Genomic DNA, 15878 nt, shown 5'->3' with positions numbered 1-15878 from the left:
GTTTAATTCCTTGATCGTATTATGGTTTATGCTGCTGCTGGCGGTCGAGGTGGTGCAAGTGTGGATGGCCTCTTGACAGCCATAGGGTTGCTGCGGTTTCTTCACGGCATGTTTAAGTCCGGCTGTTATCTGATCTTTACTATGCCTGCGGCTTGGCGGGGCATCGGTGTTGCTGGGATAGTCGGCATGATTGCCACGACTCGCACCAACATTATGTGCCCGGTGCGGCCCGTCGTCTTCGCGTAACTTCCGAATACCACGGCCCCGCACCCGACTTAGGTTGCGGGGGAAACCCTCAGCCTGATGCGGATGGGGCCTCCATCATGAGGTCTGTCGATGTCATCGTCTGCTGTCCGGCTGTCCACCGTTGAAACTCCGGTCCACGTCCCGCGTACTGTCGTTCACAAGTTTGGAGGAACCTCGGTTGCCGATGCCGATTGCTATCGTCATGTGGCACGTTTGCTGTTGGCGCGTGAGGAGGCTGTGCAGGTGACCGTCGTCTCTGCGATGAAGGGCGTAACCGATGTGTTGATCAAACTGGCTGAACAGGCCGCCAGGAATGCTCCCGAGTGGAAGACGCTGTGGCAGCAAACCCGCACGCGTCATTGCGACGCAGCCGTGGCACTGCTTGGAGAGCAAGCCGGCACGGTGGAAGCGTGGTTGAATACCCGTTTTAACGAACTCCATGAGATGTTGGCTGCATTGGCCGTCATCGGAATGTTGCCGTGCGAAGTGCTGGACCGCTTGCAGGGCTTGGGTGAGGTGTACTCTGCGCAGCTGCTTGGGCAGTATTTCCAGTTGCTCGGTGAGGATTGCGTGGTGCTGGATGCGCGTGAAGTGCTTGTGGTCAATCCCGGCGAATTTGGTGTGGAAGTGGATTGGACAACGAGTGCGCAGCGCCTTGCGCATTGGCGTGTGCAGCATCCGCAGCGGCGTGTGGTGGCGACCGGTTTTGTTGCGTGTGATCGTGCCGGGCGCGCGATCACACTGGGTCGCAACGGGAGTGATTATTCCGGGGCTATCTTCGCGGCGTTGTTCGAGGCTGACGAACTGCACATCTGGACCGATGTGGATGGGGTGCTGTCGGCGGACCCAAGGGTGGTACCGGAAGCAGTGCAACTCGACGCCCTGAGTTACGACGAGGCGTGTGAGTTGGCCTATTTTGGTGCCAAAGTGGTGCATCCACAGACCATGTCGCCAGTGATGAAACGGGGGATACCGATCATCATTCGAAACACGTTTCAACCTGGCCATTCAGGGACTCGGATCACCTCTGACAGCGTGGTCAGTGGGCCGGTCAAGGGCCTGACCCTGAGTCCAGGACTGGCCGTGCTGAACGTGGAGGGGACGGGCCTGATCGGTGTCCCTGGTACCGCCGAACGTGTGTTTGCTGCGTTGCGCAATGCACGTGTGTCTGTCGTGATGATCTCGCAGGGCTCTTCCGAGCATTCGATTTGCTGCGTCGTGCGCCAAACTGAGGCCGAGCGTGCACGTGATGCGCTGTTGCATGCCTTCGCCCACGAGTTGGCGATAGGGCATGTTCAGCGTGTGCAACTCACCAACGCTATCAGCGTGTTAGCGGCGGTGGGTGACGGCATGACGGGTCACCTGGGTGTGGCGGCGCGCTTGTTCGAATCGTTGCGGCACGCTCATGTCAACATTCTAGCCATTGCTCAAGGCTCTTCCGAGCGCAATATTTCGGTGGCCATCGACAGTCAACATGCGACCAAGGCACTGCGTGCTGCCCACGCTGCTTTTTGGTTATCGCCGCAGACATTTTCGATTGGTGTGATTGGCCCGGGTCACGTTGGGGAGGCACTGTTGGACCAGTTACGTGCGGCACAGCCGCAATTGCTGTCCAAGGCGAATTTGGATTTGCGGTTACGCGCGATCGTTTCACGGCGGCGTATGTTATTGGACGAACGTGGCCTGAGCGGTGACTGGCGTGAGGCCTTCGCCACCGCACCGGAGGTGGCCGATCTGGATCGCTTTACCGCACATTTACAGGCAGCACATCTGCCGCATGCGGTGATCATTGACTGTAGTGGCAGTGCCGAGGTGGCGGATCGCTATGCCGGCTGGCTGGCGTCCGGTATCCATGTGGTGACCCCGAATAAGCAGGCCGGCTCCGGTTCCTTGTTGCGCTACCGCGCGATTCGCACTGCTGCAGATGCCAGCGGTGCACGTTTCCGCTACGAAGCCACGGTTGGCGCAGGGTTGCCGGTCATCACGACATTGCGCGATTTGATGGATACCGGTGATAGCGTCACCTCGATCGAAGGTATTTTTTCCGGAACGCTGGCCTGGCTGTTCAACAAATATGACGGTAGCGTCCCGTTCTCCCAGTTGGTCGTGCAGGCGCGAGCGATGGGATATACCGAGCCGGATCCGCGGGATGACCTGTCTGGAATCGACGTGGCGCGTAAGCTGGTGATTCTGGCGCGAGAGGTTGGACGTGATATCAGCTTGGAGGATGTTGCGGTAGAAAGCTTGGTGCCAGAGACATTGTGTCAACTCAACGTTGAGGATTTCATGACACGGCTCGGTGAGGTTGATGCTACCTTCGCACAGCGCTTGGCTGCCGCGAAGCAGCGCGGCTGTGTATTGCGTTACGTCGCACAGTTGTCCCCGGGGCACGTCCCTAGTGTCGGTTTGGTTGAATTGCCGCCTGGCCATGCCTTTGGCAATCTCCGTCTCACTGACAACGTCGTGCAATTCACCACGCGCCGTTATTCTGAAAACCCGCTGGTGGTACAGGGTCCGGGAGCCGGTCCGGAGGTGACCGCAGCGGGTGTATTCGCCGATGTGCTTCGGGTTGCGGCTGGCGAGGGTGCACGCCTGTGAATCGGATCTTGGAAGAGGCCACGGGCGCCTCTCGAGCGGTGCCCGGAGTGTGTCAGGCGCGTGCGTTCGCACCAGCGTCGGTGGCGAATGTTGCCGTTGGGTTTGACTTGCTTGGCTATGCCATGGATCGGGTCGGCGATACTGTGGCCGTGCGGCGCATTGATACACCGGAGGTACGTATCGTCGCAATCCGCGGTATTCCGCAATCGTTGCCATTGGACGTCGAACGCAATACAGCCGGTGCAGCGTTGCTTTCCATGCACCGCGACTTGAGTTTGACCTTTGGCTTTGAACTGGAGATCGAAAAAGGGATCCCGTTGAGTTCCGGAATGGGCGGTTCGGCGGCCTCTTGCGTGGCTGCCCTGATGGCGGCCAACGCACTGCTGGATGAGCCGTTGCCCCGTGAGCAACTGTATCGCTATGCACTGGATGGCGAGGCGGTCGCCAGCGGTAGTCGTCATGGCGACAACCTGGGGCCGATGTTTCTCGGTGGGCTCGTACTGTGTACCTTGGAGCGGCTAGTGCCGGTGACAGTACCCGCTGCCTGGCACAGTTTGCTTGTCCATCCGGATGCGTTGCTGGAAACACGCCGTGCACGCGAGGTTCTGAAAGCCCCCTATCTGCTGGCCGATGTTGTCACACAGAGCGCCAACTTAGCGTTGGTGTTGGCGGGTTGCCATGCCGGTGATGCCGGGCTGGTGCGTGCTGGGCTGCGTGATGTGCTGATCGAGCCACGCCGTGCACCGCTGATCGCCGGTTTTGCTGCGGCCCAACAGGCTGCACTGGAAGCTGGTGCGATGGGGGCGAGTATTTCTGGTGCTGGCCCCAGCGTGTTTGCCTGGTTCGAGACGCGGCGCGTTGCAGAAGCCGCCGCGCCAGCCGTGTGTGCCGGCTTCGCTGGTGCCGGCCTGGCCAGTCAGGCGTGGGTGACGCCACTGGCCAGTCCAGGAGCGCGCCTGCTATGAGTGCGTTGCATCCTTAAGATTTTTCCTTTCCGTTGCTACGATCTATTCCCAATGAACTTTCTTTCCACCCGCACCACCGCCCCTGTGGTCACCCTCAGTCAGGCGATCGCTGCCGGCTTAGCACCAGACGGCGGGTTGTACGTCCCCGAGTGCTTGCCACCCCCTGGTGACTTGAATCACGGCGCAGATCCCATTAAGACCGCCACCGCATTATTAGCCCCGTTCTTTGCTGGTGATGCGCTGGACGTGCATGTGCCGGTGATCTGTACGGAAGCGCTTAATGTCCCCGCACCGCTGCTGCCTTTGGCGACATCTGGAGACTATGTACTTGAGTTGTTTCATGGCCCCACCGCCGCCTTCAAGGACTTCGGCGCGCGTTTTCTGGCCGCGTGTCTGACTCGGCTGCGCCGTGATGCGCGCTATCCGTTGACGATTCTGGTCGCCACATCCGGTGATACCGGGGCGGCGGTGGCGGCTGCATTTCATCGCCAACCGGGGCTGCGTGTGGTCGTGCTCTACCCGGATGGGCGTGTATCGCCACGTCAGGCGCACCAGCTGGGTTGTTTTGGCGACAATGTACAGGCCTTGCGTGTGGCGGGTGTGTTCGATGACTGTCAAGCGATGGTCAAGCAGGCGCTCAACGATCCCAGCCTCCAGGCAACCGTGCCGCTGAGCTCCGCTAACAGCATCAGCCTGGGCCGGTTGCTGCCGCAAATGAGCTACTACGCACATGCGGCGTTGATGCACCGTGCAAGCTGTGGTCGCGAGCTGAACTTGGTCGTGCCGACCGGCAATCTCGGCAATGCCTTGGCCGCGATGCTGGCGCGTGCATTGGGGGTGCCCTTAGGCCGGATCGTGCTGGCGACGAATGCTAACCGTGTGCTACCTGATTATTTCTCCGGAGAGCATTACCGACCGCAGCCGAGTGTTGCGACGTTGGCCAATGCGATGGATGTTGGCGCGCCCAGTAATTTCGAGCGATTGCGTTGGTTGTATCGGGGCGATGATGCCGCGTTACGTGCCGCTTTTGCCGCGCATGCAGTGGATGATACGGCGATCCGCGAGACGATCATGGCGCGCCATCACCGCTACGGTGAAGTGTTTTGTCCGCATACCGCCACGGCGGTGTATGTGCTTGAGCAGTTGCGGGCGCAGGGGGTGGATGGCGATTGGGCCGTGGTGGCGACGGCGCATCCCGCTAAATTCGAGCAGGTGGTAGAGCCTTTGATTGGTACAGCGGTGCCGGTGCCGGCACCGCTGGAGATGCTGCTGCAACGCCCCACGCGGGCCGAACCGTTGGCGCCGGAATACGCGGCGTTGCGGCAATGGCTGCTGGCGATGTGAAGTTGGAGTGTGGTGCCGGTAGTCAGTGGGGATCTGGTTTTGATCCTTGATCTCGCTGAGTGGGTCAGAGTGAGGACTGCGGTCTAGTAGCCGTGCTGCCGGCTGGCCTAAGACTGTGCATGCGTTGCTTCGTTCCGTATCGTCATCCTGCGCTGCGACAGCGCTGCCCAGGCCGTGTGTCTACAGACCATGTTGAGGCGTATTTCACTCAGTTGGATGAGATCGGCCCCTGCTCCGGGCGCTGCGGCGGACATGCTGCAAAATTTTAGGATTTTCCGAGCATGCCATGTCATCTGCAGGGACCGCAGCCGGTAAAATGGCTGCCTGCTTTTATCTGTTTTTGTTTTTCCTGGAGTTTCGTTCGTGATCAAGCCTCGCACGCCGCCTGGCGTCTTGGAACTGCTGCCCCGCGAACAGATCGCTTTCCAGCGCATGCTGGACGTGATCCGCCGCAACTATGAGCGTTTCGGATTTTTGCCGGTAGAGACGCCCGTGTTTGAACTGTCTGATGTCCTGTTGACCAAGTCTGGTGGTGAGACGGAGCGTCAAGTCTATTTCGTGCAATCCACCGGCACTCTGGCCAATGCCGCTGAGTCCGGAGATAACCGTCTGCCGGAGCTGGCGTTGCGCTTCGATTTGACCGTACCGCTGGCACGCTATGTGGCCGAATATGAGCACGCCTTGACCTTTCCGTTCCGGCGCTACCAGATGCAGCGCGTCTATCGCGGCGAGCGTGCTCAGCGCGGCCGCTTCCGTGAGTTTTATCAGTGCGACATTGATGTGATTGGCAAAGATACCCTCAGCATCCGCTACGATGCCGAGGTGCTGGCGGTGATCCATGCGGTGTTTTCCGAGCTGGGGATTGGTGACTTCCAGGTGCAGTTGAACAACCGCAAGCTATTGCGTGGCTTTCTTGAGAGCCAATGTGTGGTTGAGAACGAGCTGCAGTTGGCGGTGTTGCGCGAGGTCGACAAGCTCGATAAACGCGGTGCCGTTGCGGTGAGAGACACGCTGATGGGGCCGGGTTTCGGCATTCCTGCGGTGCAGGTCGACAAGATCCTTGCCTTTGTTGCCATGCGTTCTCGCAGCCATGCGGATGCATTGGCCCGGCTGGATGCATTGGACGGGACGTCGGGGCCGGGTGCGCACGATGTACTGCGCGAAGGTGTGGCTGAACTGCGTGAGGTGCTGGAGTTGGTCAGGGCGCTCGGGGTCCCCGAGGATGCGTATTGCCTGAACTTCTCGATTGCCCGCGGTTTGGATTACTACACCGGCACTGTTTACGAGACCTTGCTCACTGAGCATCCACAGATTGGTTCGATCTGCTCGGGTGGTCGCTACGAAAACCTAGCGAATCATTACACCAAGTCGAAATTGCCGGGCGTGGGCATTTCGATCGGGTTGACCAGGTTGTTCTGGCAACTGCGCGATGCTGGGTTGATTGATGGTATTGCCGAGAGCAGTGTGCAGGCGATGGTTGTATTGATGGATGAAGCCAGACTGGATGATGCGTTGGATATTGCCCGGCGGTTGCGCATGGGTGGCATCAATACCGAAGTACAGATGGAAGCAAAGAAGGTTAGCAAGCAATTTCAGTATGCGTCGCGTGCTGGGATCCGTTTCGTGGTGTTGGCGGGTGAGGATGAGCGCGCGCGTGGGGTGGTGGCGGTCAAGGACCTGAAACGTGAACAGCAGTTTGAGGTCGCCCGCGAGGAATTGGCGAGTGCGTTGCAAGTCGAACTGGAACAGGCCAAGGTCATGTGAGCATGTCCGCTCTGTGGGAATGGCGTTCCATGTGCCAGACAAGGCGCGGTCATGTCTGGGGAGCGGTGTTCAGGGGAGAGCGGTTGAGGCGATCGCATCTGCATGCAACAGCACCTGCTGTTGCTGCTGTGGTTGGTGACCCGCCGCCGTTCTTGATTGATGTTTCCGACGGGGTTGCACGCCGTGCGTGGATTGGTCGACTTTCGATTAGCACCGGGCGTCTGGGTTGCCCTGGTAGCCCGTAAAAGGGCTGGGTGAGCGTTCCTCTGATGCTTCCACCCGGGCCTGCTTCGGACAGTGGCCGTCCCCCCCGCAGACGGCCATCCTCAGCGTCCATGTGAGATGCGGTCAAGCGCCGTTGCCGGCTTAAATCAAGATGTAAAGAGACAGAGGTGCCGAATATACAACGGGTACGTCCGTTGTTGAGGTGTTACTGATGGCCGTGTGCTGATCTGAATCAGTCACCTGAAGTGTATTTAGATTCTGATGAATCAATGAGTTGCTTCAGGCCCAATAGGAGGTGTCCGCAAGGTGCCCAGGTGAGACAAGTGCTCAGTATGGCCGGCGGCGCAGCGATGCAGCGGGGCATTGAGCCGCGTCTATGGCGGCGGCGTGCTCTTGCATGGCCACGCTTGATTGTCTGAAGCAAGCCACATCCAAGGTGATTGAATGCAAACAGGTCATGGCATGCGTTGCAGTCTGCTGCTAATCCAGCCTGCATCATGGCGTTTCACGCGACTGCTTCTCGCTTGTAGGGTTGTATTAATGTAATAGCTCGCTATAAGATTCCCCGATGAAGCCACGTCCAATTTCCCGCCCCCATGGTGATACCTGCGATGCTTTACAGGCGTTGGCCGAGGCTTTTGCCTGTCTTGGAGAAAGCGCTGCAGTCGTTGCCTTTCTCCGTGACCTGTGTACCCCAGCCGAGTTGGAGGCGCTGGCCGACCGCTGGCGCGTGGTGCCATTGCTGCTCGAAGGCCGGCCTTACCGCGAGATTCACGATCATACCGGGATCAGCGTGACCACCATCGGGCGTGTGGCGCGTTGCCTTGAACACGGTGCCGGCGGCTATGCGGCGGTGCTGCGTGCCCGGATCACCCCTCCTGCCGGATCCCATTGAGAGACCACGATGAGTGCTTCCACGGCAGTGCCGTTACGTGACCGGCTGCGTATTGCCATTCAAAAGAGCGGGCGTTTGACCGAACCAGCGCGCAGCCTGCTGACGGCCTGTGGACTGAGCTGGCGCCAGAGCCGCGACAAGCTGTTTTGTTACGGTGAATCGCTACCGGTGGATCTGTTATTGGTGCGTGATGACGACATCCCTGGATTGCTTGCTGACGGCGTGTGCGACCTGGGTATCGTCGGTCGCAATGAACTGGATGAACAGGCGGCTGCGCGTCGCCGCAACGGCCTGCACGTGCCGTACAAAGCGCTGCGTGCATTGCACTTCGGCCAGTGCCGACTGATGCTGGCGGTGCCCGAGGAATGGGAGTGGCAAGGGATGTTGCAGTTAACCGGTAAGCGCATTGCCACCAGCTACCCAGCGATCTTGGCTGAGTGGCTGGACACGCATGGCGTGGATGCACAGGTGGTTGAACTGTCCGGCTCGGTCGAGATCGCTCCACGCCTCGGCACGGCTGACGTGATCTGTGATTTGGTGTCCTCCGGTGCGACATTGGCGGCCCACCAGCTCAAACCGGTTGTACAAGTGATGGAAAGCGAAGCCGTACTTGCGGGCATGATCCGCGCACCTGCTGATGCCCGTGCCGGACTGTTGGCGATGCTGCTGCGGCGCATTGATGGAGTGCTCACCCTACGCGACAGCAAATTGTTGATGTTCCGTGCGTTTCAAGAACACGTGGCCGAGTTGACCCGGTTACTGCCCGACGCCGATCCGCTGGTGCAGTTACCCGATGATGGGAGTGGAACGCTGCGGTTGCAGACCATGTGTCACGGTGCTGTCACCTGGCAGCGTTTGGAGGCATTGGAACGCGCCGGTGCTCAGGCATTGGTGGTGTTGACGGTGGAGCGATCCCTGGCATGAACATTCTTGATTGGAACCGCCTCGATGCGGCGGCTCAAGCCCGGGCCCTGATCCGTCCCGCACAGACGATCGTGACGCGGACACGCCAGGCAGTGGCCGCGTTGCTTGACGAAGTGCGTACCGGAGGCGACGTGGCGTTGCGTGCCATCACCGCGCGCTTGGATGGTGTCGACATGGCCACGTTCGAAGCTGGTGTCACCGAATTAGCTGCTGCTGAGGCTGCCGTCGCGCCGGCATTGCAGCAGGCGATGCAGGCGGCGGCGGCACGCATCGAAGTCTTCCATCGCGCCGGGTTGCCACAGGGCTATACGGTGGAGACGGCGCCGGGTGTGGTGTGCGAGCGTCTGGTGCGTCCGATCGGTCGGGTGGGTTTGTATGTGCCGGCCGGCAGTGCGCCGTTATTTTCAACTGCGTTGATGCTGGGTGTGCCGGCGCGGCTGGCGGGTTGCCGTGAAGTGGTGTTGTGTACCCCACCGGGCAAGGATGGCCGTGCCGATCCGGCAGTGCTGGTGGCCGCGCGCCTGACGGGGGTGACCCGGATATTTAAGCTGGGTGGTGCTCAGGCCATCGCGGCGATGGCGTATGGGACCGAGAGCGTTCCCGCATGTGACAAGCTGTTTGGGCCTGGGAATTGCTTTGTGACCGAGGCCAAGCAGCAGGTCGCACAGGCGGGCGTGGTCGCGATCGACATGCCAGCGGGCCCTTCGGAGGTACTGGTGATCGCTGATGCCGGAGCGGATCCTGCGTTTATCGCTGCCGACCTCCTGTCGCAGGCGGAACACGGCCCGGATTCTCAAGTGTTGCTGTTGTCTGAGAATGATGCACTGCTTGCAGCGGTACAGGCCGCACTGGCCGTCCAAGTGGAGCAGTTATCCCGTGCGGCGATCGCGCGTCAGGCGTTGGCGCAGTCGAGGTTGATCAAGGTGGCGACGCTCGATGAGGCCTTCGAAATTAGTAACCGCTATGCCCCCGAACATTTGATCCTGGCATTGCGCGAACCGCGTGCTTGGCTGGACCGGATCGAAGCGGCCGGTTCAGTGTTTCTTGGTGATTACACCCCTGAGGCACTAGGGGATTACTGCAGCGGTACCAACCACGTGTTGCCCACCGGTGGTGCCGCGCGTGCCTATAGCGGCGTGAGCGTGTCCAGCTTTCAGAACATGATCAGTGTGCAAGCGGCCAGTCGCGCGGGGATTGCCGGGATTGGCGACTGTGCATTGACCCTTGCGCGTGCCGAAGGGCTGGATGCGCACGCCAATGCGGTCGCGCTGCGGATGGGGGCGGCGGGATGAAGGCACAGACGGCTTCCGTGCTTGACCTGGTGCGTCAGGAGCTCCGCACCTTTACTGGCTATTCCTCGGCGCGCAGTACCGCGTTGACCGGTGACATCTGGTTGAATGCTAACGAATCGGCTTGGGCCAATCCGGCAGATCCGCAGGCCACTATGCGCTGTTATCCGGAGCCGCAGCCCGCCACATTGCGCCGCATCCTGGCTGAACTTTACGGCTGTGTTCCCGAGCAACTGCTGATGGGGCGCGGCAGTGATGAGGGGATCGATTTGCTGGTCCGGGCGCTGTGCGAGCCTGGACGCGATGCCGTGGTGGTGACCCCGCCGGTGTTCGGGATGTATGCCGTGTCCGCACAGTTGCAGAACGCGCCATTGGTTGAAGTGCCGCTGGTCGATGGCGAGGATGGGTTCCGCGCGGATGTGCCTGCGATTATCGCGGCGGCGCAGGCGTCTCGTGCCAAGCTGGTGTTCTTGTGTTCACCGTCGAACCCGGTTGGCGCGGCGATCCCGGTGCACCACATTGAGGCCGTGCTGCAGGCGCTGGCTGGTACGTCTCTCGTGGTGGTCGATGAAGCCTATGGCGAGTTCTCCGCGGTGCCGTCCGTGGTCCCGCTGCTGGCCCAATATCGAAATTTGGTGGTGCTGCGTACCTTGTCCAAGGCGCATGCGCTGGCTGCCGTGCGGATCGGTAGCTTGATCGCCGATGCTGATGTGGTGGCCGTGTTACGTCGCTGCCAGGCACCGTATCCGTTGCCGGCTCCATGCGTAAGGCTTGCCGAGCAGGGGCTGTCGGCAGCAGCGTTACACGTCACGGCGCAGCGCGTGGCCGTGGTCTGTGCCGAGCGCGAGCGCCTGCGTGTCGCGCTCGCTTCTGTGCCTGGCGTGCGCCGGGTCTATCCGTCACAGGGCAACTTTTTGCTGGTGCGCTTTGATGATGCTGAGGCCGTGTTTCAGGCGCTGTATCGTGCTGGCGTGGTGGTGCGCGACCAGCGCGCCGCGCCGCAGTTGCATGATGCATTGCGCGTGACCGTGGGAACGCCCGCGCAGAACGCCCGCGTCCTGGCCGTGTTGCGTGATACGCAGGCGGTGCCCGCATGACACCAATCGTGTTCATTGACCGCGATGGGACTCTGCTTGAAGAGCCGCCCGATTTTCAGATCGATGCTTACGAGAAGCTGCGCTTTGTCGCAGGAGTAATCCCCGCATTGCTGCAGCTGCGCGATGCTGGTTATCAGTTTGTGATCGTCACCAATCAGGATGGATTAGGCAGCGCCGCCTATCCGCAGGCCAGCTTTGATGGTCCTCATGATCTGATGCTGCACATTTTTGCTAGCCAGGGCATCGTGTTCCGGGATGTGCTCATCGATCGCAGTTGGCCGGCTGACAACGCGCCCACCCGTAAACCAGGTATTGGTCTGATGGTCGGGTACCTTCAGGATCGCCGCATTGATTGGGCACGCTCAGCGATGGTGGGCGACCGCCCCACCGACCTCCAATTTGCGCAGAACCTCAATATTCGCGGATTCCAATTGCGCACGCCGCAGTTCGGCGGTGAGTGGGATTGGGGCGCGATTGCGCACGCACTGGCCGATGCGCCGCGGCGTGCGGTCGTGCAGCGTCATACAAAAGAAACCAACATCCGTGTCGAGATTGACTTGGATGGTGCACCGCAGGCGCGTATCGCGACGGGGTTGCCATTCTTCGATCATATGCTCGAACAGATCGCTAAGCATGCGGCTGTCTACTTGGATATCAGCGTTGCCGGGGATCTACATATCGACGAGCACCATACGATTGAAGATACCGGGCTGGTGCTGGGCCAGGCGCTGCGTGAAGCCTTGGGGGACAAACGCGGTATCGGGCGCTATGGGTTCGATCCGCCAGAGATGCCGTGGCACGTGAGCGGTGCGGCGGTACACGGTGGTTTTACCTTGCCGATGGATGAAACTCAGGCCAGCGCGGTATTGGATTTCAGCGGGCGCCCGTATTGTGTCTTTGAGGGTTCATTTGTGCGTGAGCGGGTTGGCGACATGCCGACCGAACTGGTGCCGCACTTTTTCCGCTCGCTGTGTGATACCTCCGGGATGAACCTGCACTTGAGTGTGCGTGGCGAGAACGACCATCACAAGGTGGAAGCTTGTTTCAAGTCGCTGGCGCGCGCCTTGCGTCAGGCGGTGCATCGCCAAGGGCGGGTGCTGCCTTCGACCAAGGGGGAGTTATGACCGTTGTTGCCCTGATTGATGCGGGTGGTGCCAATCTCGGTTCGGTGCGTTACGCGCTCCAGCGTTTGGGGGTGGAGCCACGCGTGGTGGGTGATGCCAGCGGTTTGGAGGGGGCCGAGCGGGTGATTCTGCCAGGGGTTGGGGCGGCACCCGAAGCGATGGCGCGGCTGCGTGATCAAGGCTGGATTGAGCCGCTGCGTCGGTTGCAGGTGCCGCTCATGGGTATCTGCCTGGGCATGCAGTTGCTGTTCGAACATTCGGAGGAAGGTGATGTGGCGTGTTTGGGATTGTTGCCCGGTGTCGTGCGCCGCCTGACGCCGGCTCCCGGCATCCGAGTGCCGCACATGGGCTGGAATCAGTTGTTACCGCTGCGTGCTGCGCCGTTACTGGCCGAGGTGCCTGAGGGAGCCAGCGCCTATTTCGTGCATAGCTATGCTGTGCCGTTGACGGCGGCGGCGGTGGCCGCGTGTGATCACGGTGGGATGTTCAGTGCTGTGGTGCAGCATGGATGGCGCTGTGGTGCCCAATTCCATCCGGAGCGTTCTGCCGGGACGGGGGCGCGTATCTTGCGTAATTTTCTTGAGATGGAAGTTGCATGAGTTTCATTGTCTATCCAGCGCTGGACATCCGTGATGGCCGCGTGGTGCGCCTGCAGCAGGGTGATTACGCCCGTGAGACGCGCTACGACGATCAGGTGCTGCCGCGCGCGCAAGCGTTTGCCGAAAGTGGTGCAACCTGGATGCATCTGGTTGACCTGGATGCTGCCAAGGCGGGCGGTTATACCTTGGCGCCTCTGTTGGATCGGATCACCCACGAAACGGGATTGCGGGTTCAGACCGGCGGTGGTGTGCGTTCACGCGATGACGTGGCACGCATCCTCGACGCAGGCGCGGCGCGTGTGGTGATCGGGTCGCTGGCGGTGCGCGAGACGGCCCGTGTGATCGATTGGTTGCATGCGTTCGGTCCTGAACGTATTACCGTGGCCTTGGACACGCGGCAGGATGCCAGTGGCGTCTGGCGCTTGCCGGTGCATGGTTGGACCCAGATGGCCGAGGCCACGTTGGGCGTGTTGGCGCAGCAGTATGCCGAGGCAGGTTTGCGCCATCTGTTGTGTACGGACATTGCCCGTGATGGCATGTTGTCCGGTCCAAACATGGCCTTATACGCGTATCTGCGAGCGTTGGTGCCGGGAGTGCGGGTGCAAGTCTCGGGTGGTGCCCGGGATGTAGGGGATATCGTGGCTGCCAAGATGGCTGGCTGTGCGGGCATCGTGCTTGGTAAAGCCCTGTTGGAGGGCCGCCTCGCATTACAGGAGGCGTTGCAGCATGAAGGTGTTGCCGAGAGCAGCGATACCGTGCCTGGTGGGAAACAAGAGGAGCCTGTATGTCGTCAGAAACCCGTGTGATGCGGCTGGTGCGGTCGCCAGGTGTGGTATGTCCGCATGGCCGTCTCTGGCCGTGTGGTGGCGGCACACAATACCTGGGTTGTTTTTGCTGGTATGGGCAGGCGCTGTCATGTTGAGCCGCCGCATCATTCCATGCTTGGACGTGCGCGATGGACGGGTGGTGAAAGGGGTGCGGTTTCGCGACCACGTGGACATGGGCGATATCGTCGAACTGGCACTGCGTTACCGTGATCATGGTGCCGATGAGTTGGTGTTTTATGACATCGGCGCCAGTCCAGAAGGACGTTCGGTGGATTACCGTTGGGTGGAACGTGTGGCGCGTCTGATCGACATTCCATTCTGTGTGGCCGGCGGCATCCGGGAGGTCGAGACTGCGCGTGCGGTCTTACAGGCTGGTGCCGATAAGATTTCGATCAACTCACCAGCCCTGCGCCGGCCAGCGTTGATTAGTGCGTTGGCTGAGGCTTTTGGGGTGCAATGCGTCGTGGTTGGTGTCGATTCGATCCGTGAGGCCGACGGTCAGTGGCGAGTGCGTTGCAACACCGGGGATCCGGACAAGACCCAGGCGTTGCCGCTGCGCACGCTGGACTGGATTGTTGAGGCGCAGCGCTTGGGGGCGGGTGAGATCGTACTTAATTGCATGGATAGCGACGGGGTGCGCCGTGGTTACGATATTGCACAGTTACGCCAGGCGCGGGCGTTGTGTCAGGTGCCGTTGGTGGCGTCAGGTGGCGCCGGGGAGAGGCAGCACTTTGCTGATGTGTTTGCACAGGCCGATGTCGATGGCGCATTAGCGGCCAGTGTGTTCCACAGCGGTGCGATTTCGATTCCTGATGTGAAACAGTTTCTGCGTGAACGGCAGATCGAGGTCCGTGATGTGCAATGAGTGTCCGATGACCGATGTAAGGTTGCCTCGCCTGGATTGGGCGAAGGGCGACGGATTGCTGCCAGCCATCGTGCAGGACGCCGATACGCTGCGGGTGCTGATGCTTGGCTACATGAACATGGAGGCGCTGGAGGTGACGCAACGCAGCCGCCGCGTGACGTTCTACAGCCGCAGTAAGCAACGCTTATGGACCAAAGGGGAACGCTCCGGGCATGTTCTGGATCTGGTGGCGATTGATGCGGATTGCGATGCCGATACGTTATTAGTGCAGGCCCGGCCCCATGGGCCGACGTGCCATCTTGGGCGGACGAGTTGCTTTCCGTCGGCACCGGGGCAGTTCCTGGGGACACTGGATGCCCTGGTGGCGGAGCGGGAGCGCGACCGGCCACAAGGCGGTTACACCACCGCGTTGTTCGAGAAGGGGATACGCCGCATCGCGCAAAAGGTGGGTGAGGAAGCTGTGGAGACAGCACTGGCTGCGGTGGCACAGGCGGATGATGCACTCCTTGATGAATCTGCCGACCTGCTGTATCACCTGATCGTGCTGCTACGCGCACGCGGGCTGTCGCTTGCCGATGTGGTCACGGTGTTGGAGGCGCGGCATCGTTAATGTCGATGGCGGGTTGCTCGCAGTGCGAACCTTTGAAGTTGCCTGTTTTTTGCTGGTGATATGGCTGATGGTTGTGGCTGTTGTTTGCAGTACGCCTGATGCAGATGCAGGCAGTCCAAGCCCGCGATGCTTCATGCGCCGGATGGATGGCTTGCGATTTTGGAATAGCTTCCCGGCATCTCCCGCTGTGCTGCAGGAGTCACGATAGATGTGGGACAGAGGGATGTTATGTGCAATGCAGCGTGGCAGCACTGCGCCTGCTGAGCCGTGTCTGTCTGTGCCCAGCATTGCATTGGGCTACGGTGTGGCTTGGCATACCGTGGTATTGAGGTATTGAGGTATTGAGGTATTGAGGTATTGAGGTATTGAGGTATTGAGGTATTGAGGTATTGAGGTATTGATCATCGTGGTTGCGATGTGAATGGGGCCAATGACCCTGGATGGTGATCTCGTCAGTCTGTCATTGGCGCATTCATCACGCTTTGCAACTGCGTGGTGCCAATTTC

At 60.4% G+C, this 15878-nt stretch carries 16 protein-coding genes; all 16 read left to right on the top strand.

Going from position 1 to position 15878, the window contains the following annotated elements; genetic code table 11:
- Positions 1-60: 60 nt before the first annotated feature.
- The 16 genes from PLS229_RS07335 to hisIE all read left to right on the top strand — a co-directional run bounded on the left by PLS229_RS07335 (position 61) and on the right by hisIE (position 15372).
- Entirely contained in the window at positions 61-246 is a 186-nt protein-coding gene (locus tag PLS229_RS07335) for a hypothetical protein (RefSeq protein WP_152536612.1), read from the top strand.
- A 90-nt stretch (positions 247-336) separates the two neighbouring features.
- A complete protein-coding gene (thrA, locus tag PLS229_RS07330; RefSeq protein ID WP_051482310.1) occupies positions 337-2844 on the top strand; it encodes a bifunctional aspartate kinase/homoserine dehydrogenase I in 2508 nt (835 codons plus the stop codon).
- Positions 2841-3809, top strand: a complete 969-nt coding sequence (locus PLS229_RS07325; protein ID WP_038271181.1) for a homoserine kinase — start codon at positions 2841-2843, stop codon at positions 3807-3809. Before thrA ends, PLS229_RS07325 begins: the two co-directional genes overlap by 4 nt.
- A 51-nt stretch (positions 3810-3860) precedes the next feature.
- A complete protein-coding gene (thrC, locus tag PLS229_RS07320) occupies positions 3861-5153 on the top strand; it encodes a threonine synthase (protein ID WP_038271220.1) in 1293 nt (430 codons plus the stop codon).
- 119 nt (positions 5154-5272) lie between these two features.
- Positions 5273-5422: a hypothetical protein gene (locus tag PLS229_RS11975; protein ID WP_216651940.1), complete on the top strand. Its 150-nt coding sequence runs from the start codon at positions 5273-5275 to the stop codon at positions 5420-5422.
- Positions 5423-5516: 94 nt separating this feature from the next.
- Positions 5517-6917, top strand: a complete 1401-nt coding sequence (hisS, locus tag PLS229_RS07315) for a histidine--tRNA ligase (protein WP_038271182.1) — start codon at positions 5517-5519, stop codon at positions 6915-6917.
- Between the two features lie 2 nt (positions 6918-6919).
- Positions 6920-7162: a hypothetical protein gene (locus tag PLS229_RS07310; protein WP_038271183.1), complete on the top strand. Its 243-nt coding sequence runs from the start codon at positions 6920-6922 to the stop codon at positions 7160-7162.
- Between the two features lie 548 nt (positions 7163-7710).
- Complete coding sequence (locus PLS229_RS07305) at positions 7711-8037, top strand: YerC/YecD family TrpR-related protein (protein WP_038271184.1); 327 nt, start codon at positions 7711-7713, stop codon at positions 8035-8037.
- A 9-nt stretch (positions 8038-8046) separates the two neighbouring features.
- Entirely contained in the window at positions 8047-8961 is a 915-nt protein-coding gene (hisG, locus tag PLS229_RS07300; protein WP_038271185.1) for an ATP phosphoribosyltransferase, read from the top strand.
- Entirely contained in the window at positions 8958-10253 is a 1296-nt protein-coding gene (hisD, locus tag PLS229_RS07295; RefSeq protein ID WP_038271186.1) for a histidinol dehydrogenase, read from the top strand. Before hisG ends, hisD begins: the two co-directional genes overlap by 4 nt.
- Positions 10250-11347 carry a histidinol-phosphate transaminase gene (gene hisC / locus PLS229_RS07290; RefSeq protein WP_038271187.1) on the top strand — a complete coding sequence of 366 codons (1098 nt, stop codon included), beginning with the start codon at positions 10250-10252 and terminating at the stop codon, positions 11345-11347. Before hisD ends, hisC begins: the two co-directional genes overlap by 4 nt.
- On the top strand, positions 11344-12471 hold the full coding sequence (hisB, locus tag PLS229_RS07285) for a bifunctional histidinol-phosphatase/imidazoleglycerol-phosphate dehydratase HisB (RefSeq protein ID WP_038271188.1): 1128 nt from the start codon (positions 11344-11346) through the stop codon (positions 12469-12471). The genes hisC and hisB overlap by 4 nt, the downstream gene beginning before the upstream one ends.
- On the top strand, positions 12468-13070 hold the full coding sequence (gene hisH / locus PLS229_RS07280; RefSeq protein ID WP_038271189.1) for an imidazole glycerol phosphate synthase subunit HisH: 603 nt from the start codon (positions 12468-12470) through the stop codon (positions 13068-13070). Before hisB ends, hisH begins: the two co-directional genes overlap by 4 nt.
- Positions 13067-13876 carry a 1-(5-phosphoribosyl)-5-[(5-phosphoribosylamino)methylideneamino]imidazole-4-carboxamide isomerase gene (gene hisA, locus PLS229_RS07275; protein WP_038271190.1) on the top strand — a complete coding sequence of 270 codons (810 nt, stop codon included), beginning with the start codon at positions 13067-13069 and terminating at the stop codon, positions 13874-13876. Before hisH ends, hisA begins: the two co-directional genes overlap by 4 nt.
- A gap of 109 nt (positions 13877-13985) precedes the next feature.
- Positions 13986-14762 carry an imidazole glycerol phosphate synthase subunit HisF gene (gene hisF / locus PLS229_RS07270; RefSeq protein ID WP_038271191.1) on the top strand — a complete coding sequence of 259 codons (777 nt, stop codon included), beginning with the start codon at positions 13986-13988 and terminating at the stop codon, positions 14760-14762.
- Entirely contained in the window at positions 14752-15372 is a 621-nt protein-coding gene (gene hisIE, locus PLS229_RS07265; protein ID WP_038271192.1) for a bifunctional phosphoribosyl-AMP cyclohydrolase/phosphoribosyl-ATP diphosphatase HisIE, read from the top strand. Before hisF ends, hisIE begins: the two co-directional genes overlap by 11 nt.
- Positions 15373-15878 lie beyond the last annotated feature (506 nt).

It is taken from the genome of Xylella taiwanensis (genome assembly GCF_013177435.1).
GTDB classification, from domain to species: domain Bacteria; phylum Pseudomonadota; class Gammaproteobacteria; order Xanthomonadales; family Xanthomonadaceae; genus Xylella; species Xylella taiwanensis.
This window is presented reverse-complemented; position numbering and strand designations above follow the sequence as displayed.

What these genes read in the sequence shown, in the direction of transcription:
- thrA (WP_051482310.1), top strand. Translation starts at nt 337, where the DNA reads ATGTCATCGTCTGCTGTCCGGCTGTCCACCGTTGAAACTCCGGTCCAC.
- thrC (WP_038271220.1), top strand. Translation starts at nt 3,861, where the DNA reads ATGAACTTTCTTTCCACCCGCACCACCGCCCCTGTGGTCACCCTCAGT.
- PLS229_RS11975 (WP_216651940.1), top strand. Translation starts at nt 5,273, where the DNA reads ATGCGTTGCTTCGTTCCGTATCGTCATCCTGCGCTGCGACAGCGCTGC.
- PLS229_RS07310 (WP_038271183.1), top strand. Translation starts at nt 6,920, where the DNA reads ATGTCCGCTCTGTGGGAATGGCGTTCCATGTGCCAGACAAGGCGCGGT.
- PLS229_RS07305 (WP_038271184.1), top strand. Translation starts at nt 7,711, where the DNA reads ATGAAGCCACGTCCAATTTCCCGCCCCCATGGTGATACCTGCGATGCT.
- hisG (WP_038271185.1), top strand. Translation starts at nt 8,047, where the DNA reads ATGAGTGCTTCCACGGCAGTGCCGTTACGTGACCGGCTGCGTATTGCC.
- hisD (WP_038271186.1), top strand. Translation starts at nt 8,958, where the DNA reads ATGAACATTCTTGATTGGAACCGCCTCGATGCGGCGGCTCAAGCCCGG.
- hisC (WP_038271187.1), top strand. Translation starts at nt 10,250, where the DNA reads ATGAAGGCACAGACGGCTTCCGTGCTTGACCTGGTGCGTCAGGAGCTC.
- hisB (WP_038271188.1), top strand. Translation starts at nt 11,344, where the DNA reads ATGACACCAATCGTGTTCATTGACCGCGATGGGACTCTGCTTGAAGAG.
- hisH (WP_038271189.1), top strand. Translation starts at nt 12,468, where the DNA reads ATGACCGTTGTTGCCCTGATTGATGCGGGTGGTGCCAATCTCGGTTCG.
- hisA (WP_038271190.1), top strand. Translation starts at nt 13,067, where the DNA reads ATGAGTTTCATTGTCTATCCAGCGCTGGACATCCGTGATGGCCGCGTG.
- hisF (WP_038271191.1), top strand. Translation starts at nt 13,986, where the DNA reads ATGTTGAGCCGCCGCATCATTCCATGCTTGGACGTGCGCGATGGACGG.
- hisIE (WP_038271192.1), top strand. Translation starts at nt 14,752, where the DNA reads ATGTGCAATGAGTGTCCGATGACCGATGTAAGGTTGCCTCGCCTGGAT.